The sequence below is a fragment of the Mesorhizobium ciceri biovar biserrulae genome (assembly GCF_001618845.1).
GTDB classification, from domain to species: Bacteria; Pseudomonadota; Alphaproteobacteria; order Rhizobiales; family Rhizobiaceae; genus Mesorhizobium; species Mesorhizobium ciceri.
Map to the genome: position 1 here is coordinate 156,158 of NZ_CP015065.1, position 26,581 is coordinate 182,738.

At 60.4% G+C, this 26,581-nt stretch carries 19 protein-coding genes and 2 pseudogenes; 11 read left to right on the top strand and 10 right to left on the bottom strand.

From position 1 onward, the window contains the following. Nucleotides 1-94: 94 nt before the first annotated feature. From repC to A4R29_RS35200, 4 genes and pseudogenes are all read right to left on the bottom strand, one after another. Nucleotides 95-1,300 (bottom strand): plasmid replication protein RepC, encoded by a 1,206-nt coding sequence (repC, locus tag A4R29_RS30625; protein WP_063173899.1) that lies wholly within the window; start codon nt 1,298-1,300, stop codon nt 95-97. Between the two features lie 153 nt (nt 1,301-1,453). Next, on the bottom strand, nt 1,454-2,419 hold the full coding sequence (gene repB, locus A4R29_RS30630) for a plasmid partitioning protein RepB (protein ID WP_013525329.1): 966 nt from the start codon (nt 2,417-2,419) through the stop codon (nt 1,454-1,456). A gap of 77 nt (nt 2,420-2,496) precedes the next feature. Beyond that, nucleotides 2,497-3,699, bottom strand: a complete 1,203-nt coding sequence (gene repA / locus A4R29_RS30635; protein WP_013525328.1) for a plasmid partitioning protein RepA — start codon at nt 3,697-3,699, stop codon at nt 2,497-2,499. A 939-nt stretch (nt 3,700-4,638) separates the two neighbouring features. Next, a pseudogene (locus A4R29_RS35200) lies at nt 4,639-4,950 on the bottom strand (type IV secretory system conjugative DNA transfer family protein); the annotation flags it as partial. A gap of 759 nt (nt 4,951-5,709) precedes the next feature. Here A4R29_RS35200 and nanR point away from each other — a divergent pair. From nanR to A4R29_RS30680, 9 genes are all read left to right on the top strand, one after another. Continuing rightward, nucleotides 5,710-6,420, top strand: a complete 711-nt coding sequence (gene nanR / locus A4R29_RS30640; protein ID WP_027163180.1) for a transcriptional regulator NanR — start codon at nt 5,710-5,712, stop codon at nt 6,418-6,420. Next, entirely contained in the window at nt 6,417-6,722 is a 306-nt protein-coding gene (locus A4R29_RS30645) for a putative quinol monooxygenase (protein ID WP_063173900.1), read from the top strand. The genes nanR and A4R29_RS30645 overlap by 4 nt, the downstream gene beginning before the upstream one ends. A gap of 50 nt (nt 6,723-6,772) precedes the next feature. Beyond that, nucleotides 6,773-7,549, top strand: a complete 777-nt coding sequence (locus A4R29_RS30650) for an HpcH/HpaI aldolase family protein (RefSeq protein ID WP_013525325.1) — start codon at nt 6,773-6,775, stop codon at nt 7,547-7,549. Between the two features lie 59 nt (nt 7,550-7,608). Next, complete coding sequence (locus A4R29_RS30655; RefSeq protein ID WP_206619016.1) at nt 7,609-8,616, top strand: NAD(P)-dependent oxidoreductase; 1,008 nt, start codon at nt 7,609-7,611, stop codon at nt 8,614-8,616. 115 nt (nt 8,617-8,731) lie between these two features. Further along, the gene (locus tag A4R29_RS30660; protein WP_063173902.1) at nt 8,732-10,387 is read left to right on the top strand and encodes an extracellular solute-binding protein; all 1,656 of its coding nucleotides are present in this window, start codon (nt 8,732-8,734) and stop codon (nt 10,385-10,387) included. A 104-nt stretch (nt 10,388-10,491) separates the two neighbouring features. Next, nucleotides 10,492-11,433: a carbohydrate ABC transporter permease gene (locus A4R29_RS30665; protein ID WP_063173903.1), complete on the top strand. Its 942-nt coding sequence runs from the start codon at nt 10,492-10,494 to the stop codon at nt 11,431-11,433. After that, nucleotides 11,433-12,281, top strand: coding sequence for a carbohydrate ABC transporter permease (locus A4R29_RS30670; RefSeq protein WP_063173904.1), 849 nt, complete (start codon nt 11,433-11,435; stop codon nt 12,279-12,281). The genes A4R29_RS30665 and A4R29_RS30670 overlap by 1 nt, the downstream gene beginning before the upstream one ends. A 12-nt stretch (nt 12,282-12,293) precedes the next feature. After that, nucleotides 12,294-13,388, top strand: a complete 1,095-nt coding sequence (locus A4R29_RS30675) for an ABC transporter ATP-binding protein (RefSeq protein WP_063173905.1) — start codon at nt 12,294-12,296, stop codon at nt 13,386-13,388. 80 nt (nt 13,389-13,468) lie between these two features. Then, on the top strand, nt 13,469-15,364 hold the full coding sequence (locus A4R29_RS30680) for a D-apionate lactonase family protein (protein WP_063173906.1): 1,896 nt from the start codon (nt 13,469-13,471) through the stop codon (nt 15,362-15,364). A 202-nt stretch (nt 15,365-15,566) separates the two neighbouring features. On the opposite strand, the gene A4R29_RS30685 is transcribed toward A4R29_RS30680, so the two are convergent. Next, a complete protein-coding gene (locus A4R29_RS30685; protein WP_063173907.1) occupies nt 15,567-17,780 on the bottom strand; it encodes a putative bifunctional diguanylate cyclase/phosphodiesterase in 2,214 nt (737 codons plus the stop codon). A 161-nt stretch (nt 17,781-17,941) separates the two neighbouring features. Between A4R29_RS30685 and A4R29_RS30690 the strand changes: the two genes are divergently transcribed. Then, nucleotides 17,942-18,223 carry a hypothetical protein gene (locus tag A4R29_RS30690; RefSeq protein WP_063173908.1) on the top strand — a complete coding sequence of 94 codons (282 nt, stop codon included), beginning with the start codon at nt 17,942-17,944 and terminating at the stop codon, nt 18,221-18,223. 261 nt (nt 18,224-18,484) lie between these two features. On the opposite strand, the gene A4R29_RS30695 is transcribed toward A4R29_RS30690, so the two are convergent. Both A4R29_RS30695 and A4R29_RS30700 read right to left on the bottom strand, forming a co-directional pair. Continuing rightward, entirely contained in the window at nt 18,485-21,121 is a 2,637-nt protein-coding gene (locus A4R29_RS30695; protein WP_082827646.1) for a bifunctional diguanylate cyclase/phosphodiesterase, read from the bottom strand. Between the two features lie 410 nt (nt 21,122-21,531). Continuing rightward, entirely contained in the window at nt 21,532-21,732 is a 201-nt protein-coding gene (locus tag A4R29_RS30700) for a hypothetical protein (protein WP_013525315.1), read from the bottom strand. A 459-nt stretch (nt 21,733-22,191) separates the two neighbouring features. Between A4R29_RS30700 and A4R29_RS33600 the strand changes: the two are divergent. After that, a pseudogene (locus A4R29_RS33600) lies at nt 22,192-22,374 on the top strand (helix-turn-helix domain-containing protein); the annotation flags it as partial. On the opposite strand, the gene A4R29_RS33605 reads toward A4R29_RS33600, so the two are convergent. From A4R29_RS33605 to tssH, 3 genes are all read right to left on the bottom strand, one after another. Next, a complete protein-coding gene (locus A4R29_RS33605) occupies nt 22,299-22,784 on the bottom strand; it encodes a terminase small subunit (RefSeq protein ID WP_082827647.1) in 486 nt (161 codons plus the stop codon). The pseudogene A4R29_RS33600 and the gene A4R29_RS33605 sit on opposite strands and share 76 nt — an antisense overlap. 77 nt (nt 22,785-22,861) lie before the next feature. Continuing rightward, nucleotides 22,862-23,113 carry a hypothetical protein gene (locus tag A4R29_RS34720; RefSeq protein WP_167355204.1) on the bottom strand — a complete coding sequence of 84 codons (252 nt, stop codon included), beginning with the start codon at nt 23,111-23,113 and terminating at the stop codon, nt 22,862-22,864. A 427-nt stretch (nt 23,114-23,540) separates the two neighbouring features. After that, on the bottom strand, nt 23,541-26,306 hold the full coding sequence (gene tssH, locus A4R29_RS30720; protein WP_063174083.1) for a type VI secretion system ATPase TssH: 2,766 nt from the start codon (nt 26,304-26,306) through the stop codon (nt 23,541-23,543). Nucleotides 26,307-26,581 lie beyond the last annotated feature (275 nt).

Genomic DNA, 26,581 nt, shown 5'->3' on the forward strand with positions numbered 1-26,581 from the left:
GCGCCGCAAACCCCGCCGACAGGTGGGAATGTGCCAGGCCACCTCAACAGCACCGGTCACATCCTTACGCCGCTGCCCCGCGACATCTTGCCGCTCATCCGGTCATCCGTGCTGACGCGCCATTGGCTTTCAGCGCCGCCATGAGCATAGGTCCAACAGAAAACTCACCCGCTTTTGCCTTTTCGGTCAGCACGCGCAGATAACCGCCAGCCGAGTTGATATGCTGCGCTCTTTGCAGAATGCAGGCGATCACGATCGCGGCAACTTCCTGGCCCATCACATGGCAAGCCTCCTCATAGGCTGAAGGCGACACGCCAAGGTATCCTCGCACCTGGGCGGCGGTCATCATCAAGTCGCGCCAGCTTCCGATCCCGTTGACGGCATAGTCGGCAATATCGGGACAGGCCCGCAGCACCAGTCCAATCGGGTAGCCTTTCGGCTTCTCGGGGGGGTGGGATGTTGGCTCGGCCTCCGCCCTGCTTTTTTCGAAAGCCGGTTCAAATACAAAAGCGGAGTCTGTGTTTGAATCAGATTGCTGCCGCTCATTATGGGACTCATTGCCGCTAGGATTCTTGGCATTTGTGAAGCTTTCCAGCATCTTGTTGACCGCTTCGTGCAGCTCTACCAGCTCGGCGACGACCCCTTCCAGCTCCGACAGGCCTGCCCGGCGTGGAATTGCGTCCACAATGGCCCGGAACCGCTTCCACAGCGTTCCCCAGTCCCCGGGCACATCCTCCTCGACAGCCGCCTCGATCAGCTTATGGATGTCGCGGCGGTGCAGCGTGATGCGCTCCCGCATCAGTCTGAGCGCCCGACCGTCGGCTCGAACCTGGTCGGCCGCCTGCTGAAACTCCGCTGCCCTGGTGATCAACGGGGCCAGGGAGAAGCCGAAGGCCTCCACCACAGCCCCGCCCGCCCCTTTGCGGGCAAATCTTTTGCCGTTGGCGCTGTCCCTGCGGATGATGAGGCCGCAACTTACCAGTTCCGCCAGGTTCCTGCGCAGCGTGGAATCGGCCATGCCGTGCGCCCGCAGCGATAGCTGAGCGTTGGACGGAAAGACCATCAACCCGTTTTCCTCGCTGATCTGGTCGTCTGGATAAAACGTCAAAAGCCCGCTGAGCACCGCCAGGGCGCGATCGCCGACGCCGACAATCGACTTGCCCTCGCACAGCCACCGATAAACCTGCCATTTCTCGACGACAGACCCCTGAGGTATCTGCCTTGACGCCGTGTTGGCTTTCACCAACGCAAGCGTCATCGGCCGCCGCCCGAAGGGCGTCGTCGCAAACCCACTCTCCATTTCCCTCACCTTTCAATCAGGCAAAAGAAATCTGCTCGCCGAAATGGCGCCACGACTCTTGACAGTGATTCGGGGAAGTGCGATTCTCAGCTTGCTACAGACGAGAAGGGCTTCCGCGACGGCGACGTTCGGGGGCCTTTTTCTTTTGCGGTTTCAGTCTCCTGTTTTCTTGGCTGTTTCCGATTGCCGAAAAGCCTCGAAAAGCTCGTCCAGCCGATCGGTTATGAACGCTCCGAACGGCGAGGCTTCCTTGGCCTTCAGGGCAAGCGTAAACACTTTTCCTGTGTCGGTGATCTTGGCTCGCACGGATCTGTCGTGCGGTGCCCAAGCCTTTTCCTGTGTCTTCGATGCTGCTGGCGCGCGTTTTGCCGGCGCGCTCATGAAGTCGAACAGACGCGCAAATCGTGCGTCACTGCCTGACGTGGCGAACTCTGGACTTGCCACATAGTCGGCCGCCCTGCCCGCGCTATCCGGATGCTCCATGAGCTTGGCGAGCTGCCACCATCTGTCCCGACCAACAGTCTTGGCGGCGCCAATGGCCACAATGACTGGCTCTGGAATGTTGCTGGTAACAGAACGCATCTTCGAGAAGGTCGTGTCATCGAGCGCCAAAGCCGACTTCACCGTGTCGGGCGTGTGGCCGCGCTTGAGAATGCGATCGGCAAACAGGGTCCTTTCGATGAAGGACAAATTGGCCCTTGCGGCGTTCTCTTGGCCCTGGGCAATAACATGATCCTCATCGCCCATCTTCTTGACGACCGCGCGTACTGGCCGTCCCAGCTGGCGGGCAACCTTGACGCGCCGATGCCCGAAGACGGTCTGAAAGCGACCGGAGAGCTCAGGATGAGGCCTGACCAGGATCGGAGAATCTTGTCCTCTTTCCCGAATGGCCGCAAGCAACTCCTGATATGCCTCATCGTCTTCGTCCAGGCGATCCGAAACGAAGGAGGTGTCCACAAATGCCGGATCGAGATCCACGACCGAGCTCTTGGAGAGCTCCTCGAAGGATTGCATGATGGAGCGCGACGCCCCGCGAACGGCATACCCGGATACGTCCTTCGCATCAGCCACTGCCGTCGCAGGGCCCAACACACTGCCGAAAATGTCCCTGCGTGCCATTTAACCGCCTCCAATCGCGGTTAGCGATTTGATTTCAAAGACAAAATTTCCAGTTTTTACTGCCGTAAACTTCGCCGTCATGACCGTCCCCACGCACGATGGATCAGCGTCGCGATTTCAGCATTGACCGCATCGAGGGATTCCAGTGCACGGTCGTAGGTGGAACGGGTAAAGGCCGACTTCTCCACCTCGTAGAGCGTCTGCTTGGTGAGACCCGCGTCCGAAATCGCCGTCGACTTCAACATCGGGTTCTCCAGGATCTGGCCGGCAAGCATGGACTGCATGAAGCCTACCATCTGCGCCTGCGGGATATCCGTCGGCTCGTAGCGTGTGATCAGATATCGAAACCAATCGAGCTCGATTGCCGCACCGGCGGCCTTGATGGTTTTCAATATGCCGCCGAGCATGAGCAGGAACTGGCTCATAGACATCAGGTCGAGCATCTGCGGATGAACTGTAATGAGAACCGACGTCGCCGCCGACATGGCCGTCAACGTCAGGTAGCCAAGCTGGGGCGGGCAATCAACCACGACAACGTCATAGCGATCGTCGACCTCCGTTAACGCCTTCGCCATGCGCGTGAAGAACTGGCGCCCGGCATTTGACGTCTTATCCTGCATGGCGAGGGGCGTGTCGTATTCGTATTCCTGCAATTCGAGATTGGCGGGGATGATATCGAGACCTGGAAAATTCGTCGGAAGGATTACGTCCGCAATCGAGCGGCGTTCGTCATCGTAACGAATCGCCTCATAGAGCGAGAGGTTGTTATCAAGTTCCGGCTGGAAGCCATGCAGGGCCGACAGTGAGGCTTGAGGATCGAGATCGATTGCAAGAACACGGTGGCCGGTCAAGGCCAGATGCTGGGCGAGGTGGGCGGCAGTCGTTGTCTTGCCACTGCCCCCCTTGAAGTTGACGACAGCAACGACCTGGAGCTTGTCGCCGGACTTGCGGTGCGGGACATACTTCTTGACTTCGGTCCTGCCATGCTGGTCCAGGAAATGGCGCAGCTCAAGCATCTGCTGGGCAGTGTAGGACCGGCGTCCCGATGGGATCTGCTCGGGCAGGGGGCCCTTGCCCTCCAGATGAAGGCGCTTCAGATTGTTCTGCGAGACACCAAGATAGTGAGCGACTTCTGCCATCGAAAACGAACGCAGCGTCTTCGCCGCATCGGGGGGAAATTTCTCCATCCGAAGCTGGTTAAGGCGCCGTGATATCTCAGCACCCTGCTCGAGGATTTTCTCATCGAACTCGAAGCTCGGTAGCCGCATGGCGATATTCATTCTCGTCGAAAACCTGAATTGGCGCTTTTTGCGATGAAATTATTCAACAAGCGCCATTAAGCTCCGATTCGGAAAGCCCGGCAAGAAGTTTTAGGTTAACAGAAGGTGAACAGCACTAGCGGGCTTCCTTGCGGCCGATTCCTGCTGTCGTCGGATAATGGCGGGTTGTCGTTCGACTGGAACTCTCCCGCTCATCTGGCTAAACGCCTGGTTTTTCTGACACAAAGAGCAGTCTTTACGGCAGTAAAAACCGCCCCATCAGCGGAGCGGCTTAGGGGAGGGGAGGGCGCTTCCACCCGCTCAAGGCGGTAGGCGGGCTCGCTTTGCCGGCTGAGGCTTGGTCGAAGGCATCAAAAGCAATGGCCGACCTCCTCCATCATGACGAGACGCAAACGTCCAAAGCTCGGACCGACCCCAATTCGTCTCTAGCGGCCTCAAACGATATTCGCTGACATAGGGTAGGTCAGCGTGCCTCCTGCAGGTGCGTTTGCATGCGGAGGTCAACCGTTACCCGACTGAAAGCCGATCGCTGGAGACCGCAGTTCGCGCACCATCGTTTTGAGCGGTGCGGGCGAGCGCCCGAAACTTCCTTTATCTGCTCGCCAAGGGAGCGTTCGCAACCGACGAGGGTGCCACCCGAGCGTTGATAGCAGACGCTTGGTGATGAAATCCGGCCTGAGGTAGAAACCGAATTTGTCGGCTCGGGAACAACGATGCCAAGACCATCATTCCCGGCTCTATGGTGTCACTCTTGGCCCTTGAGGTCGCTGTCGCCGTAGGCTGCCGCGGACACCGTTGAACAGCTGATCTCGGGAAGGGGAGGGGGGCCCATCTTCAAGCGGGGTCGGAGGCTTGCCAACGCGCTGTTGGGTGGATTTCATCTCCTGAACGAATTTCATGGAAATCAGCTCATCGACAAGATCCGAACTGGCCTGCTTCATTGCGATTGTAGATGGCATTCATCAGTGAGCCAATGATGACCCGGGCGAGGTCCGGATGGTTCTCGAGTGTGTTGAGTCGACGTTGATGAGATGTCGATTTTGCCCGCTGCAACCTCGTCGGTCGCAAACTTCTGCCCGAGACGAGCGCGGCGTAGCTCATAGGACAGCCAGTGCGTTTCCCTGGATGCGGCCCCATAGATGCCCGAGAATGTCTCCGGTGTCATGTTGATGAAGCGGGCGACGTTTTCGCGGACAAATGCGCTTGGCGACGAGTCGCAATCCTGCAATCGGGTCGCAGTTTTGGTTCCGGAACCCATTGCGTCACGCCGCGCAGCAGTGGTTCGACGACGTCGTATGGAGTGGGTGTCGGCTGAACATGACACCGAGCTATCCGCTTGGCCTTCGGCGAATCGAAGCAATTCAGCACGAGCCCAGAGTCGGTGACATCGCCATATCTGTCCGCCCCGGTCGCAGGCCTTCTACCTTGCGGTTGTGCGCGGCTATCTCCCGCGAGGTCTGTGCGCCCGCGGAACCGGTCCGCTTTGGGAATTCCTAACTTCGCACAATCGATTCCGAGGGTAGGATCATCACAGCCTTCGTCGGCGGTGTGGTTCCTCCGGGCGATGGCTTCCTTCACTCCAGATACCCAGGTTCATATGACTCACGGTGGACGGGTTCAGGTCGACGGCATTCTCGGCCTTGCAAGGCCTATCCTCACTTTCATGCCTTGAAGCGCTGCATTCGCTTGGTTTCATCACCGGCGGTGTGGCCGCTGGCGCGATCGGCTGGAGCGGAAATCCGCTCGCCCTTGGCAGCCCTGGCTTGCCTGGGTCGGGCAGCGCAGCGGGGCGAGGGCACATGTCTGTGCCACTCCTGTGGTCGAGGTCGAGGGCGTGAAGGTTGCGCCGCTGATCTTTTACGAGCAGCCCATCGATCGTCGTCCTTGCCATCCAAGAGGCGGGCCGCGCGAGCCTGGGCATCTCTGTTCGGTCTCTATCCAGCCCAATTGATCGTTGACAGAGGCGCTCTGGGAGCCTAGCGTATCCGACTGGTATAACAGGTATGCCACATGATCGGAGTTCTGATCAAACCGCGGAAGCTTTCGGAGGAGGTTGCAGCGCACCTCGAGCGGATGATCCGCAAGGGAGAGCTGGCCGAAGCCGACCGGCTCCCATCCGAGCGCGAACTCATGCGGCAGTTCGGGGTCGGGCGCCCTTCAATCCGCGAGGCCCTGCTGCATCTGAGCAAGATGGGGCTTGTCGAGGTGAAATCCGGCGAGCGCGCCCGCGTCACTCGGCCAACCCCCCAATTCGTGATCGACGCCCTCTCGGGGCCGGCGCGCCACATGATTTCGGCCCCTGGCGGGGTTCATGACTTCCAGAGCGCGCGTTTGTTTTTCGAAGTCGGGCTTGCCCGCAACGCCGCCATCAATGCCACGTCAGAGGATATTGAGGGCCTCAAGGAGGCGCTCGAAATCAACCGGCAGTCGATCGGGGACCTGACGCGCTTCGAGCGCACCGATGTGGACTTCCACTACGTGCTGGCGGTGATCACCCGCAATCGTATCTTCACAGCCATTCACGCGGCGTTGGCCGAATGGCTGCTGGAACAGCGGCGCACAACTTTGGCCAAAGGTGAAGACCGAAAGGCCTACGAGGCTCATCGCGAAATCTTTGATGCCGTCGCCGCGCGCGATCCAGACGCCTCCGAAGCGGCTATGCGCAGGCATCTGGAATATGTCTCCAGACGCTATCTTGAAATTGCGGGTGGCAAGGGATGAGCGGCTTCGTGGTCTGGGTCGATTTCCGCCTCAAGCCGGGTGCCCGGGGCAGATTCCGAGAGCTCGTGGACGCCAACGCGACCGCGTCGGTTCGCAGCGAAGCCGGCTGCCGCCGCTTTGATGTGACGCAGGCGCGCGGCGAGCCCGACCGGGTCCTGCTCTACGAGATTTACGACAGCGAGGCTGCATTCAAGCTCCACTGCCGGACAGCCCATTTCGAGGAATTCAATTCGCAGAGCGCGCCGCTCGTCGACACCAAGCTGGTGACGATCTGCGACCTTGTTGTCGAAGCTTCGTCTTGAAGAACGCGTAGGCGCAATGCGCCCTTTGTGGGCGAACGGGAGGGAAGTTCATGTCGGAGCCAAGTCTCAAGGCGCTAGCGTCTCACAGACGCGTCAAGCTCGGGACCCTTGTCGCCGAGTTCGCGACGCCGGGGATAGGCCACATCCTGAAGTCCGCTGGCTGTGACTTCGCCTTTTTCGATATGGAGCATTCGGGCTTCAGCCTGGAAACGGTCAAGAGCGCGATCCGCTATTTCGAGGCGGCCGACCTGCCGGTTATGGTGCGTGTGCCATCGCAGGACTACCATTTCCTCGCCCGCGCCATGGATATGGGGGCCGAAGGATTAATCGCGCCGATGGTGAGTACCGTCGAGCAGGCGCAGCACATCATCAGTTCCATGAAATACCATCCGGCTGGCGCTCGCGGCGTGGCGCTGCAGATCGCGCATGACCGTTACCGTCCGGGCTCGGTTGCAGATAAGTTCGAGGCGGCCAACCAGCGCTCGGTGTTCATCTGCCTGATCGAGACCGCCGACGGCGTCAAGAACATCGACGGCATTGCGGGATTGGACGGCGTCGATTGTCTGTGGGTCGGTCACTTTGATCTGTCGGTCTCGCTCGGCATTCCCGGCGACTTCGCGCACCCGACCTTCATCGCCGCGATGGCCAAAATCGTTTCCGCCGCCAAAAGGCACAACAAGTCGCTCGGGCGCCTGGTGCCCAACGTCCAGCAGGGCCACGAGTTCTACGCACAAGGCTTCGACTTCATTTGTTATTCGGGCGACGTCTGGATACTGCACGACGCGATCGCCGACGCGGTCTCCAAAATCCGGGCCGGGTGCCAGTAAGAACGGAGGAGAGAATGGGCGACCTAAAGTTCAAGGTGGCGCTTTCCGGTGATTTCCGCATGCCGGACGGCTCGCTGACCTATCCCGACTTCGACCTGGAGCCTCTGCGCAAGGCGCCAGGCCTCGAGATGACATTCCTGGAATCGAATAACCCGCTTCGCGCCGACCAGCTTGAGGACTTCGATGCGCTGATCCTTCTCACTCATCGCTTCGTTTCCACGAGTGTCCCCAAGAGCGGTCGGCTGGCCGTCGTTGCCCGCTTCGGCGTCGGCTACGATACTGTCGACGTCGAGGCCTGCACTGCCGCCGGCATCGCTCTGGTCATCACGCCCGATGGGGTAAGACGGCCGGTCGCCGTATCCGTCATCACCTTTATGTTGGCACTCACCGGCAAGCTGTTCACGAAGGACGCCCTCACCCGTAAGGGACCTCATGGCTTCCAGGAGCGCTCCCAACATATGGGTGTCGGGCTCGTGGGGCGTACGCTGGGGTCGCTCGGCATCGGCAACATAGGCGCCGAAGTTTTTCGCCTGGCAAAGCCCTTCGATATGAGGTTCATCGCCCATGACCCATTTGCAGACAAGAAGGTCGCTGCCGAACTAGGCGTGGAGCTGGTCGGACTGGAAGATCTGTTTCGTCGCGCCGACGTGCTGTCGGTAAGTTGTCCGCTGACGCCTGACACGCGTCATCTCGTCAGTGCCGAGCGGCTCGCCCTGATGAAGCCTACTGCTTACCTGATCAATACAGCGCGCGGCCCGATCGTCGACCAGAAGGCGTTGGCACAAGCCCTGCGGGAGCGTCGTATCGCCGGCGCCGGTCTCGACGTGCTGGAGCAGGAGCCGCCGGATGCTGACGATGCAATCCTCAAACTCGACAACGTCATCCTTGCGCCGCACGCATTGTGCTGGACCGACCAGTGCTTTGCCGGCAACGGCGCTGCAGACGTCAAAGCGGTAATCGAGGTTCAACATGGTCGCGAGCCGCGCGGTGTGGTCAATCGCGAGGTGCTTTCGAGCGAGCGGTGGAAGGATAGGCTGGCCGTTTTCGCGGGCCGCTTCGGAAGCTAGGAGTGCGAGAATTTGGCGCGCCGCCGCGGCCATTGCGGGGGCCTTACGGGAGGAATGCTCGACCGCCGCGCCTGCGGACGAGTGAGCAAATGAGAAAACGGGAGGACCAAGCACTATGAACGATCGTGAAAAACGTGACTTTCAGGCCGGTCTCGAAGCAGAGGTCGACGCCTTCATGCGTGGCCAAACGACCCGCCGGAATTTCATAACCCGCTTCGGCCAGATGACCGGTATGTTGGCAGCGTCTGCACCCATTTTGGGTATGATGACCGATTGGGCGCTGGCGCAGCAGAAGCTCGAACTGGCCGACGCCACGTCGCCGCTGGGACAGGCGCAGGCCGCTGCGCTGAAAGCATCTAAGGAAGGACCGGCGGAGGGCTCCGCCTTCCGCGCGGTCGAGGCGGCCAAGGCGCATGCGGGCGTCACGATCAACATGACCTACGAGGCAGGCCTGCAGGCGCTCGATCCACGCAATTTCAGTGGGCCGATGTGGGAGCAGCTTACGGGCATGAAGTCGAATGTGGTCGAACTGTCGAATCCCGATCAATACTCCAAGGCGGTCGCCGAGCACATTGCCGGCTCAGGCGCCTATGACGTGCTCGACATCTCGCCAGCCTGGACACCGTCGCTCGCCGATGGCGGCGTCATCGCACCTCTCGACGACTATATCGCCAAATATATGAACCCTGCAGACCTCGAGGACTATCATCCTCTCTACAAGGCGCTGCCGACCTACAAGGGAAAGATCTGGGGCTTCTTCGACGACGGCGACATGTTCGCTCTCTACTACCGCAAGGACATCTTCGAGGATCCGAAGATGATGGAGGCCTACCAGACCAAGTTCAACGCGAAGCTCGGACCACCGAAGACCTGGGAGGAATATGCTCAGATCGCCCAATTCATCACCGACCAGATGGCACCGAAGGTTTATGGTGCAGGCCACTTCCGCAAGGCGGGCAGCCCGGGCAATCAGTTCGACTTTCTGCAGCAGTACCGTGCCAACGGCGGGAAACTGTTCGGCGACGACATGAAGGCCGGCTTGGTGTCGGATGCGGGCGTCAAGACGCTGACGAACATGCTCGCGGCCAACAAGGCCTCGATCCCCGGTAACAACGAGCTCGACGCCGTCTCCCTTTGGGCGGCATTCCTGACGGGGAAGGTTGCGATGATCTATTCCTGGCCTCCAAGCGGCCGGATGGCGGCGAACTATTCGCAATCCGCCACGGCGATCAACTTCATTCCCCAGTCGCAGATCGCTGGCAAGGTTGGCTATGCCGTCGTGCCGGGCAATCCGGAACATGCCACCGGCTACAACAAGGCGCTGTCGGCGGATTCGCCCAATCCGGAGGCGGCGTATCTGTTCATGCAGTGGGCCTGCTCGCCTCCCGTCTCACTGGCGCGCTGCATGTTGCCCTATGCGCTGCGCGACCCATACCGCATTTCGCATTTCAAGTCGGAGCTCTATGGAGCACTGTTCCCGAGCGCCAAGGAGTACCTGGCCAACCTCAACAACTCGGCGAATGTCGGCCTGCTCGACCCGATCATGCCAGGTGCGCAGGACTATTTCTTGAGCATCGACCGCATGTGCACCGCAGTGTGGGCTGGTGCGGATCCGAAAGCATCGCTGGAAACGGCGGCCGCCGAGTGGAACGAGACGACCGATCGGCTCGGGATGGAGTCGCAAAAGGCATTCTACACCGAGTTCCTGAAACTGCCCGGCGCCACCGCTGACAACACAGTGGAGAAGCTTGGCATGGCAGTCACCCTCTGAGACTCGCCTGGAGGGGAGCCGGGTTTCTAGCACCAGACCGGTGTTGCGGGCGCTTCGCTCGCAACACCCTGGCTCAACCGCGTGGCGATCTTTGGAATAAATCGATGCCGCACACCACCACGATCAGTCGCATGACGACCACCGGCGCCCCGCCTCGGCTTTCGACCCTCGCACAGTGGGCGGACCGCCACTTCAAATGGCTTCTGGTCGCGCCCGCGGTGCTGTTGATACTGGCGCTGTCGATCTATCCGCTGCTGTTCTCACTGGTCGTGTCCTTCATCAACTACGACTTCCAGGTGCCGGGCCACGCCTTTGTCGGCTTGAAAAACTTCGAGCGGGTGGTGTTCGATCCCGTGGCACGGTGGTCGCTCTTGCTGACGGCCTGCCTGTCGAGCATCAGCGTCGCCATCGAATTCGTGCTGGGCCTTCTGGTGGCGCTCACCATGGTGCGCAGCTTTCCGGGGCGCGGTGTCGTCATGTCGATCCTGATCGTGCCGCTTTTCATCAGCCCGGTGATAGTCGGCCAAGCGTGGACGCTGCTGCTTCAGCGGCCTTTCGGGCCAACCAACTACATCCTGACGCAACTGTTGGGGCAGGAGGTGACGATCGGCTGGATGACCGAGCGCCCATGGCTTTATGTCTCGCTGATCATCTCTGATGTCTGGCAGTGGACTCCGTTCATGTTTGTCGTCCTGCTCGCCGGGCTTACCGCAATCCCTCCGAACCTCTACGAGGCGGCGGAACTCGACGGCGTCAATGCCTGGCAGGCCTTCTGGGCGATCACGCTGCCGCATCTCGGGTCTATGATGCTGCTGGCGTTGACCTTCCGCCTGCTTGACGCCATCCGAATGTTCGATACCATTTTTATCATGACCGGCGGCGGCCCGGGTACGCAAACCTACACGGCTTCCTACTATCTCTACACGGTCGGCTTCACCCAGTTTCATCTGTCGCAGGCGACGGCCGGAAGCTGGCTATTCCTGATTTTCACCGCGCTGGTAGTGACGCTGCTGGTGCGGCGGCTCTTGAAGGTGGAGCCGGTCTGATGGCCGCCGTCGCGCCCGCCCGCCGCAGGAAACGCCGGTCGGTGCCGATCGGTCGCATGCTGCTGCTCGGCTTCTTCCTCGTGTTCGTGCTGTGGCCCCTCTACTGGATGTTCAACACCTCGATCAAGCCGAGCGACGACTACCTCACCGTGCCGCCCGTCTGGTTCCCTACCGAGCCGACCCTTGTACACTACAAAGCTGCGCTGTTCGCTTATCGCGGCCTCGACGGGCTCATCAACAGTCTGATCATTTCGCTGTCGGCCACGGTGCTTTCAGCGTTGTTGGGCACGCTGATGGCTTATAGTCTGGCGCGCTACAACACGGGCGGCCAGCACCTGTCTTTCTGGGTGCTGTCACAGCGCTTCCTGCCACCGATCGGCATCGTCCTGCCGGTATTCCTTATCTATCGTGGCGTCGGGCTGTACGACACCCATATTGGCCTGATCATCGCCTACACGGTCTTCACGCTGCCGGTGTCGGTGTGGATGATGTTCGCGTATTTCCGCGGCATGCCGAAGTCGATGGAGGAGGCGGCCCTGGTCGATGGCTGCACGCGTTGGGAGGCGTTCTGGCGTGTTGCCGTGCCGCTTGCCGCCCCGGGCATCGTCGCGGCGGCCGTCTTCGCTTTCATCGCTTGCTGGACGGAGTTCTTCTTCGCGCTCATTTTGACCAGTCGAACTGCGTTCACGCTGCCAACCGTATTCCGCTCCTTCATCGGCTTCCAGGGCGCGCAATATGGTGAAGCGGCGGCCCTGGCCATTGTTTCCCTCGTGCCATCCATCGCTCTGGGAGTCCTTGCTCAACGACATCTCGTGCGCGGGCTGACGCTCGGCGCCGTTCGCGGATAGAAAGAGGCAGGCATGGCTGAAGTCAGGATCACCGGCTTGCACAAGCGCTACGGCGCCTTCCATGCGGTGCGCGGCATTGACCTCCACATTCGCGACGGTGAGTTCACCGTTCTGGTCGGCCCCTCCGGATGCGGCAAGAGTACCCTTTTGAGGACGATTGCAGGACTGGAGGAGAGTTCGCAAGGCACGATCGAGATTGGCGGCGAGGTGGTCAATGACTTGCGGCCGCGCGATCGTGACGTGGCGATGGTGTTTCAAGACTATGCGCTCTATCCACATATGAGCGTGGCGAAGAACATCGGCTTCGGTCTCAAGGCGCGCAAGATGCCGAAGCCCGAGGTAGAGGCGCGCGTTGCCGAGGCTGCGCGTATGCTCGGCATCATCCCCTTGCTCGGGCGATTTCCACGCCAGTTATCCGGTGGGCAGCGTCAGCGCGTCGCCATCGGCCGCGCCATAGTCCGCAACCCCCGCATCTTTCTGTTCGACGAGCCGCTGTCCAATCTGGATGCCCAGCTTCGCGACGAAATGCGCGGCGAGATCAAGCGCCTTCACCAGGACATCGCCACGACGATGATCTACGTCACCCATGACCAGATCGAGGCGATGACACTGGCTGACCGCATCGTGCTGATGCGCGACGGGTTGATCGAGCAGCAGGGCGCGCCACTCGAACTGTTCGAGCGCCCCGCCTCGATCTTCGTCGCGGGCTTTCTCGGTTCCCCACGCATGAGCTTCCTGCCGGGCACGCTGGCTTTGGACGGGAGCGCCGCCGCCATCCGGCTGGCCGATGGTCTGCTGCCGATCGCCCCCGGGCGGACTCTAAATGGCGCTATAGATGGGCATTCGGTGCTGCTCGGGCTGCGCCCGGAACATCTGACACGCGCGCACGCTGCTACCCCCGAGCCGGGCACGCTGCGCTATGATGCAACCATCGACCTGCTGCAGCCGACTGGCTCGCGCAGCTATGCGACCTTCCGCCTTGCCGGCGCGCCAGTGGTGGCGGAGCTTCAGGCGCACGACGTCAGCCGTCCCGGCGAGAGACTGCCGATCGACATCAACATGAACCGGGCGTCGATTTTTGACGCTGCGACGGAGCAAGCAATTTGACCTTGGCAGCATCTCGAGCCATCCGCTTGTGTGGAACCGAACAGGTCGAGCCACCCTTGCGCACACTTCGCGCGGGACCGTTGTCGGTCGACTTCGACAATGGGGCGTTACGCTACATCCGCCTTGACGGAATTGAGATCCTGCGCGGAATCTCGTTCCTTGTGCGGGACGAAAATTGGGGAACCGCTACAGCCGTTCTCGATGATCTCCACATCGATGAAGGGCTGGATGTGTTCAGCGTCGCATACCGTGCAACATGTTCCGCAACATCCGGTCGCCTGGTTTATCAGGTACGGATCTCGGGCAGTAGTGATGGTGCGCTGGCTTTTGCGGCCGAGGCAGAGCCCGAGACTGACCTTTTGACGAATCGGACCGGCTTCATCGTCCTTCATCCAATCGAAGCCTTGGCGGGCAAGCCGGTAAAGGTGCTGCATGAGGATGGTCATGATGAGCTATCGCTCTTTCCGGACCACATCGACCCTAAATGTCCGTTCACCGATATCCGGGCGTTGTCGCATGAGATCGCGCCTGGGATCTGGGCCACATGCACCATGGACGGTGATGCCTTCGAGATGGAGGATCAACGCAATTGGTCTGACGCTTCCTATAAAACCTATGTCCGCCCTCTGCGTCGCCCGTGGCCTTACCGACTGCCCAAGGGCCAGAAATTCACCCAGGTCGTCCGGCTTCACGTGTCAGGAACGCTTCGTGCCGGGGCGTCTGAAAACCGCAATCCACTCATCAACCTGACGATCGGCAGACCCGTCGGCCAAGTGCCTCGCGTTGGCGTCGGCGTTGCTGGCGACGAGGCAAGGCACGCGCTTGAATCCCCCGAGCTTCTACGACGAATGGCTCCGCAGTGGATGGTCTGCCAAGTCGATCTCCGATTCGGACACGGCCAAGATGAACTCGAAAGCTACGCCGCGCTTGCACGGCTGACCGGCGCAGGCGTGGTCCTCGAGATCATCACCAAGGGCACGCTCGACCCATTCGGCGAATTGGCGCCCGTCGCTGATGCGGTCCATACAATCGGCCTCAAACTGGAAGCTGTCTCCGTCTTTCCGGCGCAGGACATGAAATCCGTTCAGCCGGGAGCACCGCGGCCGGTCATGCCCAGCTTCCACGAATGCTACTCCGCCGCTCGCCGGGCTTTCCCGGGGATCGGGCTGGGCGGAGGCATGGCCGCTTACTTCACCGAACTCAATCGCAAGCGTCCGCCAGCCGAAGCGCTCGACTACGTGACCTTCACCACCTGTCCAAGCGTGCACGCGGCGGATGATATTTCGGTGATGGAAACGCTTCAGGCTATCCCTCATCAGATACGCTCGGCACATGCTTTCACGGGCGACCGCGTGCCGCTGCGCATAGGTCCCAGTCAGCTCGGCTGCCGCGAGAACCCCTACGGAAAGGGCACCGCGCCGAACAAAGCGAACGCCCGCATATGTCTGAGCCGCATCGATCCGCGGCAGCGCGGGCTGTTCAATGCGGCATGGACGCTCGGCTATTTCGCGGCCTGCGCTCGCGAAGGGGTCGAGGCCGTCGCGGTAGGGGACTTCACCGGCCCCTTTGGCCATATCCACAGGAAGGCTGATTTCGTCCAGCCATGGTATGACCAGCAGGACGGCCGAACGGTCTATCCCGCTTTCCATGTCATGGCGGGTCTCTCAAGGCTCGGCGGAGCCACCCTGCTGTCCGTAGGAACTTCCGGCGCTGACGCCATTGCGACGATCGCAGCTGAAAAAGATTGGCGCGTGACACTGTGGGTCGCCAACCTCACCTCCAAGGCGCAATCTGTGAAACTTCCGGATGCGCCGAGCAGTGCCCGTATAGCTCTTCTTGGCGCCGAGCAGTTCGAACGGGCGGCAACCGATCCCAACTTCATGGAAAGTACCGCAAGACCGCTGGATGACCAATTCATCTCGCTTGACGCTTACGCCGTCGCGCGAGTTGATCTCGACCTACCATTTTCGATCTAGAGCCCGATGTGCGCTGAGGTTGAGAGTTGAGCCCAGCGTCATGCGCAGCCGCATCAATCGCTCTGGCCCGAAGCGGGTGACACAGATCGTCAGGCGTCACTGGCCAGGGGAGTGTCGACGCACCTTGTCCCAGGCCGCCAAGATTCGCTGCTTGCATCCGCGTGCGGCATCGTCGACCGTCGGGAATCACATAGACGCATTTTCATGCGGTCGCCCGCCTTGATCCGCCGTCGAGGAGTTCCTGAAGGTCCTCTTTTGGCACCGGTCTTGAAAGCAAAAAGCCTTGTAGCTGGTCGCAGCCGAGCTTGCGCAGATAATTGCACTGGCTCTCGGTCTCGACCCCTTCCGCTGTGGTGCTGAGGCCAGTCGCGCGAGCCAGGTCGATAATCGCCTGAACGATGGCCTCGTCACCGTTCGAGCCGCCAAAGCCCTGCACGAAGCTTCGGTCGATCTTGATCCTGTCCACTTCCAGGCTCTGCAGTCGGCCCAATGAGGAAAATCCCGTACCGAAATCGTCAAGCGCAAAGCGCACCCCGACACTGCGCAACGCTGCCATGTTCTGCTGGCATTCGGTGGGGCGCTGGGAGAGCGTGCTTTCCGTAACCTCCAGCTCGAGCCGCCGTGGATCTATTTGCGTTTCCAACAAGATGCTCGTCACTTTCATGGCAAAGCTCGGATTGTTCAGCTGCAACCCCGATACGTTCACTGCCAGGGTCTCGATCGGCCAATGCACCGCGTCAAGGCAGGCCTGGCGCAGAACCAGCTCGCCTAGAAATTCGATGAGCCCCGTTTCCTCTGCCAATGGTACGAACAAGTCAGGGGCGACCCAACCGCGCTCTGCGTCCGACCAGCGCGCGAGGGCTTCGACGCCCGTCATCCTGTTGGTGTCGGCGGTGTAAAGCGGCTGATAATGCACCCGGATGTGGCCGGGCGTTTGCAGCGCCTTGCGCAGGTCCTGTTCGAGACCCTTACGCTTTGCCAGCGTCTGGTCCATCTCGGGTTCAAACAGAGCATAGCCGCTGCGACCGCCGGCTTTGGCGTGATACAGGGCGAGGTCGGCTTTCCGCACCAACTCGACCTGGTCCACCCCGTCCCTGGGAGCAAGAGCTACGCCGACGCTCACCCCGACAAAAACCTGAACTCCGGCGACCTCGAACGGCCGGCGCGCGGACTCGATCAAGTGCTCGCACAATGTTTTGACCTCATTCTCGCCTGCGACCGCGCGCTGGATGATAATGAATTCGTCACCGCCCAGGCGCGCCACCGTGTCAACCTCCACGGTCAGCCGCCTCAGCCGGTCTGCGAACTCCCTGAGCAACTCGTCGCCGGCAGGGTGGCCAAAGCTGTCATTGACCTGCTTGAACCGGTCGAGGTCAAGATAGAGGATCGCGAGCTGCTCGCCCGTCGCGGGCAGCAGTGTCAGCGCATCAGCCAAACGACTGTTGAAATGGCCGCGACTGTGCAGCCCTGTAAGCAGGTCGTAGTGGGCCAGGTGATAGATGTGATTCTCGGTCTCAATCAGCCTCAAAGTCCGCCGGCGCAAAGCGGCCAGAGCTACAATAATTCCGCCAAGTACCAGTCCGAACACCACCACGAGTGTTGGCACCAGTTGAAAAAGGACAAACGCCCCGGGCCGATATGGCTGCCACACAAAGAAGCCGACAGTCGAACCAGAGCGACCGACAAGGGGATAGGACGCCTCTTCAGAGCTAAGCATGTTTGACCAGGAGAAGTGTGCGTCGTCGAGGAGATAGTCTTGGCGCAAGGAGGCAAGCAGACTGCCGTCCAGATAGCGAACGGCAACGTGTAGGAATTCCTGACCTGGTACTTGTGCAATGTGGCCGCTGTCGGAAACGACTGGCTTGATGCTGACAATGGCAGGATGGCCGGAGATGACGACCATGTCGGAAGCACCTATCGTGAGCACCTGCTCGGTGACGCCGTCGGTGTCCCCCTGTTTCAGCCCCGCCCTGAGTTTCTCCACGAGAGGCGCAGTGGTCGGGCGTATGGATTGGTAGCTCGCCGGATCCACCGCCGATCCATCGGCGAATGCGTACACGGGCGCGTCCTTCGGATCGAGAATGTAGACCTCATCGTGGCCGAAATACGTGTGCATCCAGGTGCCGAGATTGGTGTCGACCCATTTGGCATCCTGGCTCCGCAGGGCGCTGACCGCGTCGTCCCAGACGGTGACGCTCTCCTGATCGTGGGCTATTCCGCTCTCCAGCTTGGATATGATCAAGGCGACCAAGCTTTTCTGCCGTGACACGGCAACACCATCGGACTGGGTCGCCGACCACAGCAAAAGGCCTGTGGTGAGGGTCGCAACAAGCAGCGTCACGACAATGATGGGCAAAGCAGTTCGCTTGAAAAAAAGGCGACGTGTTGGTTCGCCGAAATGCCGGAGCAGCGTCATGAGGCTGCTTTACGCTAAGAAAACTGCTGGACCGTTAAAGGCGCGGCATCAGGCAAGCTGCACGTTTGAAAAGGCCAGTTCGATAACCCGGCGTTGAACTGCCAAGGAACAAATTCGCCGCGCGCGCGTTCGAGAGCGGCCTTTGCGGGGACTGAACACGAATGCTACTCGCTTTGGGGAACGCGCTCTCGACGACGGTTATGGCCGGCAGAAGTGGGGGTGCGGAAATTTTCGGCGTGGTCGATCTCAGCACTAAAGCCGAGGTAAGGATCAACGCGATGAATTTGGGAATGGCAATTCAGTTCGTGGCCAATGCCTCGGTGCTCGGTTACGATGTCCGTTCGGCGATGGTCTTCTACGGCGAACCGGGAACGCCAAGCCTCAGGGCAAATGACTGCGATCGATTGTGGACGCAATTTGGTGCCGCGCTCCTTCGCCCATAACGCCGGACGCTTTTGGCTATCTTCAGCTGTCTGGAGCTAACAGCCCATGCCGCGCCACCGGACCGTCGGATCATGAGATCTGAGAGACCTGACGAGAAATTTGCGTTCGGTCACTTCACCGGCACGCAGAGCCGGTCGGGCACTTTGGGGACAAGGGTGGCGGTGGGTTTGCCGATGCAAGTGCAGTGTGCTCGAGCCAATTCGCGACTGGGCGCCGGTTGAACCGCTCGGCCTGCCTGCCTTACCGCGCGAGGCATGACCTTACCCCACGGCCAACCATTTGCGCGATTGGGCAAACGCCGTGAAGGCCTTGGCGTCCATTGGGCGGCCAAAAACATAGCCCTGCAGAATATCGCAACCAAGCTCCTTCAGGATGCGCGCGTGATCATTCGTCTCGACACCCTCGGCAATGACTTCGATGCCGAGCGATTTGCCGATCTCAATGATCGACGAGACCAGCTGACGCTGCGGGATCGACTGGGTGACGGGCGTGATCAGTTGGCGGTCGATCTTGAGCCGGCGCGGCTGCAGCTTGAGCAGGGACACGATCGAGGCATGGCCGGTGCCGAAGTCATCGATTTCGATGTCGATGCCGAGTTCCTTAATGTGCTCCAGGTTCCAGGTGACCAGGTCGTCATTCTCATCGAGGAAGATGGACTCAACCAGCTCAAACGACACCGTGCCCTTCCTGATGGCAAGCTTGCGCAAGCCATCGATCAGATCCTTGTCCTCCAACCGCTTGGCGGAGACATTGACCGAGACGTGCGGGATCTTGAGACCGCTGTTCGACCATTGGTCGAAACTCTCAAGCGCCTGTTCCAGGACAGCGCGATCGATGATTGCCACGACGTTGAGTTCTTCGGCCACTTTGAGATAGCTTTGTGGGGCCAGGATGCCGCGTTCGGGATGCTTCCAACGCGACAACGCCTCGACCCCGACGATCTCAAGTGTCCTGGCGTCGAACTGCGGCTGATAGTATGTTGTGAATTCGGCGCGCTCCAACCCGCCCAGGATTTCGTCGGCAATTTGCTTGGTCCGCACGATCTCGCTTTGCAGCTCTTCGTCAAAGAATTCGTGTCGGTTGCGACCGCTTCCTTTCGCCCGGTAAAGAGCGAGGTCGGCGTTGACGAGCAGTTGCTTGGCGTCGGTTCCGGCGGCAATTCCGATGCTCACCCCGAACCGGCACGGGTTGCCCTGAAAATCGACCGGTCGGCGCATCTGCGTGATGATGCGGTCGCCGAGCGCGGAAAGTTGCTTGTCATCACGTCCATGGCTCACCACGACGAACTCATCACCGCCGATGCGTGCAACAAAATCACCGGGACCCGTGTTGACCTTGATGACCTTGGAGGCGTGCACCAGCATGGCGTCACCGGCTGCGTGGCCGAGTGTATCGTTGATCTGCTTGAAGCGGTCGAGGTCCAGATGCAGCAGCGCTGTGCGGGTCCCCGTTACGCTTTTTTCGGCAAGCAACTCATCGAGATAGCGGCGGTTGGGCAGGCCGGTCAGCGGGTCGTGCAGCGCAACATGCTCTACATGCGCCTTTGCGACCTTGAGTTCGGCATTTTTCGATTCCGACAGCTGGCGCTCTCGAATGAGCGTCTCATTGAGCAGCACGTCGCTGGTGACGTCCCACTCGGCGCCGATCATCTTCGGCGTGCCGCCGATGTCCTGGAAGAAGGCTGCGCGCGTGCGCACGTGGCGCGTGGTACCGTCCGCTAGCAGGACTCGGTATTGCGAAGAATACGGTCCCTCCCTCTCGGCGGCCGCGTCGAACTCCTGGCGCGCCCTGTCGAAATCTTCGGGATGAATAGCCATCGCCCAGTCTTCATAACCGCGCGGTTTGCCATCGGCTGGCTTGCCGTAGATCTGGTGGACGCGGTCGTCCCATAGCAGTTCTTTTGTGGCCAGGTCGTGCTCCCACACGCCAATTCCAGAAGCTTCCAGGGCCAACTCAAGGCGGCCAGACAGACGTCTGAGCTCGGCATAGTTTTTCTGTCGTTCGCCGAACAGTCGCCCGGCCACCAGGATCGGCAGCACCACCAGCGCGCCGGCAAAGGCTATGAGCCCCCGCAACATCCACGCATTGTTCGGAATGGCCGGCCAGCCTCCCTTCGGTATAGCCGAAATCAGCCAGGAGCCCGAAGGCAGTTGCACATCGGCCGACACCGGCTTGCCGGCGAGGACATTGTCTCCCCCGAAGAATTTTTTGCCGCCACCGCCAAGCGCGTCGGTCCCCGTCAGGGCGACATCAATATCAATCCCGGGGTCATTCAAGCCGCTCGCCGCGTAAAGCTGATCGACATCGATGACAGCGGAGAGGATGCCCCAGAATCGGCTGCCGCCGCCCGCCGTCGGCACAAAGACGGGAATGCGCCCGACAAAGCCTCGCCCTCCCTGGGCCAGGTCGACGGGGCCTGCCAACACAAGAACGCCGAGGTCTCGCGCGCGAAGCGCCGCCGTCCGTTGCGCCTCGCTCTTGCGGTAATCGAGCCCGATCGCCTTCTGGTTGCCTTCCATCGGGTACATCAGCGAGATGACGAGATCGGGCGCACCGGCGATGTTGCGCAGTTGCGATCTCTGTCGGAACAGGTTGCTTGCCAGGGACGCAAATCTCTGCTGTCCCATGTACGGCTCTGTAACTATGGCCGAGACGAGGCCCTGAACAAGCTGGAGATTACCGTTTACATTGCCTTCGAGCTTGGCCCTTATGATGTTGACCTTGGCCTGGACTTCGGCGCGCGCGAGTTGATCGGACACTTTCGTGTTCTGCAAGTCCGCAAGGACCGCGCAGATCACAAGCACGGCCAACGCAATTGCCGCCGGCAAGTTGGCGGTCGAAAAAACCGCCTTTCTTGCACCATCAAAGTCAAAATCCGTTCTGCCCGACCGGCTCAATTGCGTTTCCTTGACAAAAAGCCCATCGGCCAACGTAGGATGAACTGTTTAAATTTGGACTTCCAATCTGCGTAAAAGCTTCTGGTCTGTGCCACCAAGTTTCGAAAGGCTGCGCTTGGGCGCTGCGCGTAGTACCGTTGGGCCTGTGCCGGCCAGTCCTGCTGCGCCGAACAGCAGGGTCGTCCTGCTCGGGCGGAAGAAGGGTAGGGAAAGCGAGACGGACAGCCTGGGAGAGGGGAGGGGCGAGATCGACATCAGGAAGATGGATTAGCCTACTACATGCTGTCATCGCTGGTTCGCACCGGGTCATCCGTCCATCTTCTGCTATGATCCCGACGCCGTGACGTTCGTCACGGCTCTTACCCACAGCCCTGACGCATCCTGGCCAGTGAGCTCTAAATTGGCCGCGCTTAACGATCCGGCTCGAACCAACTTGTCGTGCTGCCGCAAGGGTGCGTTACCCTGATCCATTCGCCGATGTCAGGCTCTTCGGCGTACGGGATGGTTACTGGTCCCCACGTCTTCGCAGCTTCAACAACATTTTCGGCCTGAACCTCGGCACGTTCCACAGCTTTGCCGTCGCGTATCAGCTCGACAGTGAAACTCTGCATAGATCGCACTCCTGTCGCGCAATCATATCCCAACCTCTACCCGAAAGGAAAAATCTGTTTTTTCGAAAGGAAATAGCTTCCCAAGGTCCTCGCGGCACAAAGCAGCTATTCGCAACAAAAGGGGCCCAGGTGGCCCAACGATGAAACGCATTTTGCTTTTCTTGTGCGGCGAAAGCATGATGGAGCGGGTGGCTAACAGCCGATAAATTTTGCCAACACATTGATTTCAAATCATAATTTCATGTTCCATAATGTATGTTATGCGACTTCTGGATGTAGCAGTTATATAGAGATGCGACACTTGAGCAATTTAGAGATGCGACAGTCCCCGACTTTCACAGCTCATGCTCTGGCCAACTCGAAGCTGGAAAGGAAGGCTGACGACTTCACACTGCCTGGCGTGAGACCGGGCGTATTGCGGAGCCGGCATGCCTTTGATCACCTTGTCGCAAAAAAGAGCTGCATCGTCTTGAAGCCATCCAGAAGATCCGCGACCGGCGGCTGAGCGTCCAGGCGGCGGAGCTTCTTCATCTCAGCCGCAGTCAGGTTCACCGGCTGTTGCAAGCCTATGACCAGGACGGCGCCGGCGGGCTGGTGTCGAAGGAGCGCGGCCGACCGAGCAATCGGCGCCATGATGAGGAGCCGCCGCCGCCGGCCGCGCCACCATACAGCGTTTCGGTCGCTTCGGTGTTGTATGCTATCCCCTGCTTGGGATGCAGCTCCAGGTCAAGAACTGCGGACTGTGACATTGACCACGGGGACCAGCGGCAACGGTTCGCCGTCTTTGCCGGTGAGTTCCGATTCGAACTTCTGGGTGCGGATGATTTCCTCGACCTGGCTGGTGAAATCGTCATGGCGCGCATCTTCGCCACGTTCTCTATCTTCACCTCGCCCCGATACGCAAAGGGCTTGGCCTCATAGAGCGGGTGCGCGTCGACCCATTCGAAGTACTCGCAACATGCCGTCCACAGCTTCTCTGGATCGATGATGATCGGGCTGCGGCCGTGTGAGCTACGGGCCTTCCAAAATTGGTTTCCTGCGGGTGCGGGCATTTGCGAAAATTTCGACGCTTTTACAAAGTTAACCAGCGGCCGGATTCGTACGGTTTTGTGACTTGCTGGATTGCCGATCACATGGTTTTTTTCCCACATCGTTGTGTGGGAGTGCGGGCGTGGGCGACGATCAGAAGGACGGTGTTCGGGTAGAACACATAGACGGCCAATGGGCGGTGCAGATCATCGAGGATGGCCTGACCACCCAACAGCTTTTCGACAACGAGGAATTTGCGAGGAGTTTCGCAGCCGGTCAAATCATCCGGCTCAACCTTAACCGGTCCGGCCAAAGCCAAAGCGGCCATGAGGTGGATGGCCCGCGAAACCATTCGTAAACCATGCCAACACGGTAAATATTTTATGTCGAACCGATCCGGTTGCAGGAGGTTTTGGGCGGGTCTGCAACAAAGAGGCCCAGCCAATCCCTGCACCGCTTACCCATCTCGCCCGCCCTGTTGATCTCCTTCGGGATTGCCTGCGGAATTTGCGTCTGGGCGACATCGGATAAGCCAGTGAGCTTCTTTCAAGCCCAGGCGTCCCCGCAGCTGGAAATGCGCGGGACAGTCGGTAACCTTCAATAGATGGACGATCGTCGATGCTACCGGCGGGCCGGTGCTGTCGTGGACGATCCGCTACCGGCTGCGCACGTCGTTCTCGCGCACGGGCAAGACCGCCACCTCTCGAATTGCGGCGCCACGGGGGATCGCGAATAGCGGGCCGGCAGCCGAGGGCGACGAGGTTCTACACGATCAGAACCTACTCGAAGGAATAAGTGAAACCTTCCTTGGAGGCGCCGACGGTGACTTTGGTCATCTTTTCGCCCTCGAGCGACCGGTTAAGCACGCCGCGGCTCAGTTCCGGCAGCAGCGTGTTGGTCAGGATGGCATCGATCATCCGCCCGCCGGATTCGATCTCGGTGCAGCGGGCCTTGACCAGATCCATGACACCGTCGCCGATCACCAGTTCCGCATCGTTGGTTGCCCGCAACCGGCGAGCGATCTTGGCGAACTGGTGGCCAGTGATCGCTTCGATCATCGAATCAGAGAGCGGATAGTAAGGAATGGTCACCACCCGGCCAAGGAAGGCAGCCGGGAAGACCTTCAGCAATGGGCTGCGCAAGGCGGTATCCAGATCGTCGAGCCCGGTCCGCAGCGTGCCATTCCTTGTGCGGTCCATGATGACTTCGGAGCCGACATTCGAGGTGAGCAGGATCAGGGTGTTCTTGAAATCGATCCGGCGGCCCTCGCTGTCGTCCATCATGCCCTTGTCGAAGACCTGGAAGAAGATTTCGTGGACGTCGGGATGCGCCTTCTCGACCTCGTCGAGCAGAATCACCGAATAGGGTTTTCTGCGCACCGCTTCGGTCAGGATGCCGCCCTTGCCGTAGCCGACATAGCCGGGCGGTGCGCCCTTCAGTGTCGAGACGGTGTGCGCCTCCTGGAACTCGGACATGTTGATGGAGATCAGGTTCTGCTCGCCACCGTAAAGCGTTTCGGCCAGCGCCAATGCCGTTTCGGTCTTGCCGACGCCCGAGGGGCCGCAAAGCAGGAAGACCCCGACCGGCTTTTCAGGCGCGCCAAGCCCGGCGCGGCTGGTCTGCACGCGTTTGGCGATCATCTCCATGGCGTGATCCTGGCCGACGACCCGTTCCGAAAGCGTGGCGGCGAGCTTGAGCGCCTTTTCGGTCTGGCTGGACAGCATCCGTCCGGTCGGTATCCCGGTCCAGTCCTGGACCACGGCGGCCACTGCATTGCGGTCAACCGAGGGCAGAATCAGCGGTGTCTCGCCTTGTGCCGCTGCCAATTCGGCCATCAGTGCGCGCAATCGGGCGAGATCGGCGGCAGGATCGGCAGCGGCCTGTGTCTCCGCGTCCGTCTGGGCGGCCTTGGGCGGCTCAGTCTCTGACGACTCCGCTACCTTGGTCTTTTCTGCGTTCGCCGCTGCCGGTTCGGCATCGGCCCCAACGGTGGCCGCATCGAGCGCCACACCCTCGCCGCGCAGCCTGGCGCGCAGTTCGAGTATCTCGGCGACGAGCACCTTTTCACGATCCCAACGCTGCTGCGCCGCAGCCAGGGTGATCTCGCTTTCGGCAAGCCCGGTGTCGACGCGCGCCTGCCGTTCAGCCACCTCGATGCCGATCGCGGCCTCGCGCCCGATGATGCCGCGCTCGACCTCCAGAGCCTGGCGGCGGCGCATGATGTCCTCGACCTCGGCTGGCGTAGCATGCTGCGATATGGCGACACGGGCGCAGGCGGTGTCGAGGAGGCTCACCGCCTTGTCAGGCAGTTGCCGTGCCGGGATGTAGCGATGCGACAGGCCGACTGCTGCCTCGATCGCCTCGTCGAGTATCTGCACCTTGTGGTGTTGCTCCAGAACCCCTGCCACCCCGCGCAACATCAGAACGGCCACCGCCTCAGACGGCTCGTCGATCTTGACCACCTGGAAACGGCGGGTCAGCGCCGGGTCTTTCTCGATGTGCTGCTTATATTCGGCCCAGGTCGTTGCGGCGATGGTGCGAAGTTCGCCCCGTGCCAGCGCCGGCTTCAAGAGATTGGCGGCATCACCGGTTCCGGCAGCACCGCCGGCGCCAATCAAGGTGTGGGCCTCGTCGATGAACAGGATGACCGGCGTTTCGGACGATTGAACCTCGTCGATCACAGCCTTCAGCCGTTTTTCGAATTCGCCCTTCACGCTGGCGCCCGCCTGCATCAATCCGACATCGAGCATGCGCACGCTGACGCCTTGCAGCGTGGGCGGCACATCGCCCTGAGCGATACGCAAGGCAAAGCCCTCAACGACCGCCGTCTTGCCGACCCCGGCCTCGCCGGTCAGGATCGGGTTGTTTTGCCGACGCCGCATCAGGATGTCGACTATCTGCCGGATCTCCGGATCGCGGCCGACGACCGGATCGATCTTGCCCTCGCGGGCGCGTTGGGTCAGATCGGTGGCGAATTTCGACAAGGCCGAATCTCCGCCCATGGTCCGCTTCGGCGTTTCGGCCGCGGGAACCGCGATGGCTGCGCCGCCTTCGAGCGAACCTTCCACGACATCGGCGAACCGCGCGACAACCGCGTCGGCGTCGATCTTGTCGAACTCGCCGCTGATCTTCGACAGCAGGCCTTCCAGAACCGGGGTTTTCAGGCAGGAAAGCAGAATATGGGCGCTGCGGACTTCCTCGACGCCGAACTCCAGCGTCGCGAGGTTCCAGGCTTCCTGGATTGCATGGAAGATATGATCGGAGAATTCCTCGATCGAGGTTGCGCCATAGGGCAACTTGTCGACGGCACGGGTCATATCTGCCGTGAGCCGGCTGGCATCCAGTCCCGCATCGGCGATTATCATTTGCACGTCGGAGCGGTCGGAAAGCACCAGCTGCTCGATGAAGTGAACGAGTTCGACGTAAGGATTGCCGCGCAGCTTGGCGCTATCGGCCGCGGCCTTGAAGGCGCGCACCCCGACAGGATTAAGCTTGCCGACCAGTTCCTTACGCTTGAAGCTCTGCGACGACCGGCGCTGTTCCATCGAACGTGCTCCTGCAATCTGCCAGCCGATAAACTGCCACAGATGCCGCCACTTGACAAAGTGCGTTGTGGACGAGGCCTCAATGCCTGGTTCAGCCAGCTTCCTCGTATTGTGGAAGTCTTGCACCACCGGCTGCAAACAACAGCGGAATTGCGCGCCCTGCTCGATGCATTTCTCATACGGATTGACAATTGCGCCACGGAGTTCGGTACTCATGGCGGTGTTCAGCTTCTGTTAATTTTGGAGCACTCGTTGAATTGTGGTAAAGTGCACCG

Excerpts from the sequence above, each read along its gene's own strand:
- repC (WP_063173899.1), bottom strand. The coding sequence starts at position 1,300 with ATGGAGAGTGGGTTTGCGACGACGCCCTTCGGGCGGCGGCCGATGACG.
- repB (WP_013525329.1), bottom strand. The coding sequence starts at position 2,419 with ATGGCACGCAGGGACATTTTCGGCAGTGTGTTGGGCCCTGCGACGGCA.
- repA (WP_013525328.1), bottom strand. The coding sequence starts at position 3,699 with ATGAATATCGCCATGCGGCTACCGAGCTTCGAGTTCGATGAGAAAATC.
- nanR (WP_027163180.1), top strand. The coding sequence starts at position 5,710 with ATGATCGGAGTTCTGATCAAACCGCGGAAGCTTTCGGAGGAGGTTGCA.
- A4R29_RS30645 (WP_063173900.1), top strand. The coding sequence starts at position 6,417 with ATGAGCGGCTTCGTGGTCTGGGTCGATTTCCGCCTCAAGCCGGGTGCC.
- A4R29_RS30650 (WP_013525325.1), top strand. The coding sequence starts at position 6,773 with ATGTCGGAGCCAAGTCTCAAGGCGCTAGCGTCTCACAGACGCGTCAAG.
- A4R29_RS30655 (WP_206619016.1), top strand. The coding sequence starts at position 7,609 with ATGCCGGACGGCTCGCTGACCTATCCCGACTTCGACCTGGAGCCTCTG.
- A4R29_RS30660 (WP_063173902.1), top strand. The coding sequence starts at position 8,732 with ATGAACGATCGTGAAAAACGTGACTTTCAGGCCGGTCTCGAAGCAGAG.
- A4R29_RS30665 (WP_063173903.1), top strand. The coding sequence starts at position 10,492 with ATGCCGCACACCACCACGATCAGTCGCATGACGACCACCGGCGCCCCG.
- A4R29_RS30670 (WP_063173904.1), top strand. The coding sequence starts at position 11,433 with ATGGCCGCCGTCGCGCCCGCCCGCCGCAGGAAACGCCGGTCGGTGCCG.
- A4R29_RS30675 (WP_063173905.1), top strand. The coding sequence starts at position 12,294 with ATGGCTGAAGTCAGGATCACCGGCTTGCACAAGCGCTACGGCGCCTTC.
- A4R29_RS30685 (WP_063173907.1), bottom strand. The coding sequence starts at position 17,780 with ATGACGCTGCTCCGGCATTTCGGCGAACCAACACGTCGCCTTTTTTTC.
- A4R29_RS30690 (WP_063173908.1), top strand. The coding sequence starts at position 17,942 with ATGCTACTCGCTTTGGGGAACGCGCTCTCGACGACGGTTATGGCCGGC.
- A4R29_RS30700 (WP_013525315.1), bottom strand. The coding sequence starts at position 21,732 with ATGCAGAGTTTCACTGTCGAGCTGATACGCGACGGCAAAGCTGTGGAA.
- A4R29_RS33605 (WP_082827647.1), bottom strand. The coding sequence starts at position 22,784 with ATGCCCGCACCCGCAGGAAACCAATTTTGGAAGGCCCGTAGCTCACAC.
- A4R29_RS34720 (WP_167355204.1), bottom strand. The coding sequence starts at position 23,113 with ATGGTTTCGCGGGCCATCCACCTCATGGCCGCTTTGGCTTTGGCCGGA.
- tssH (WP_063174083.1), bottom strand. The coding sequence starts at position 26,306 with ATGGAACAGCGCCGGTCGTCGCAGAGCTTCAAGCGTAAGGAACTGGTC.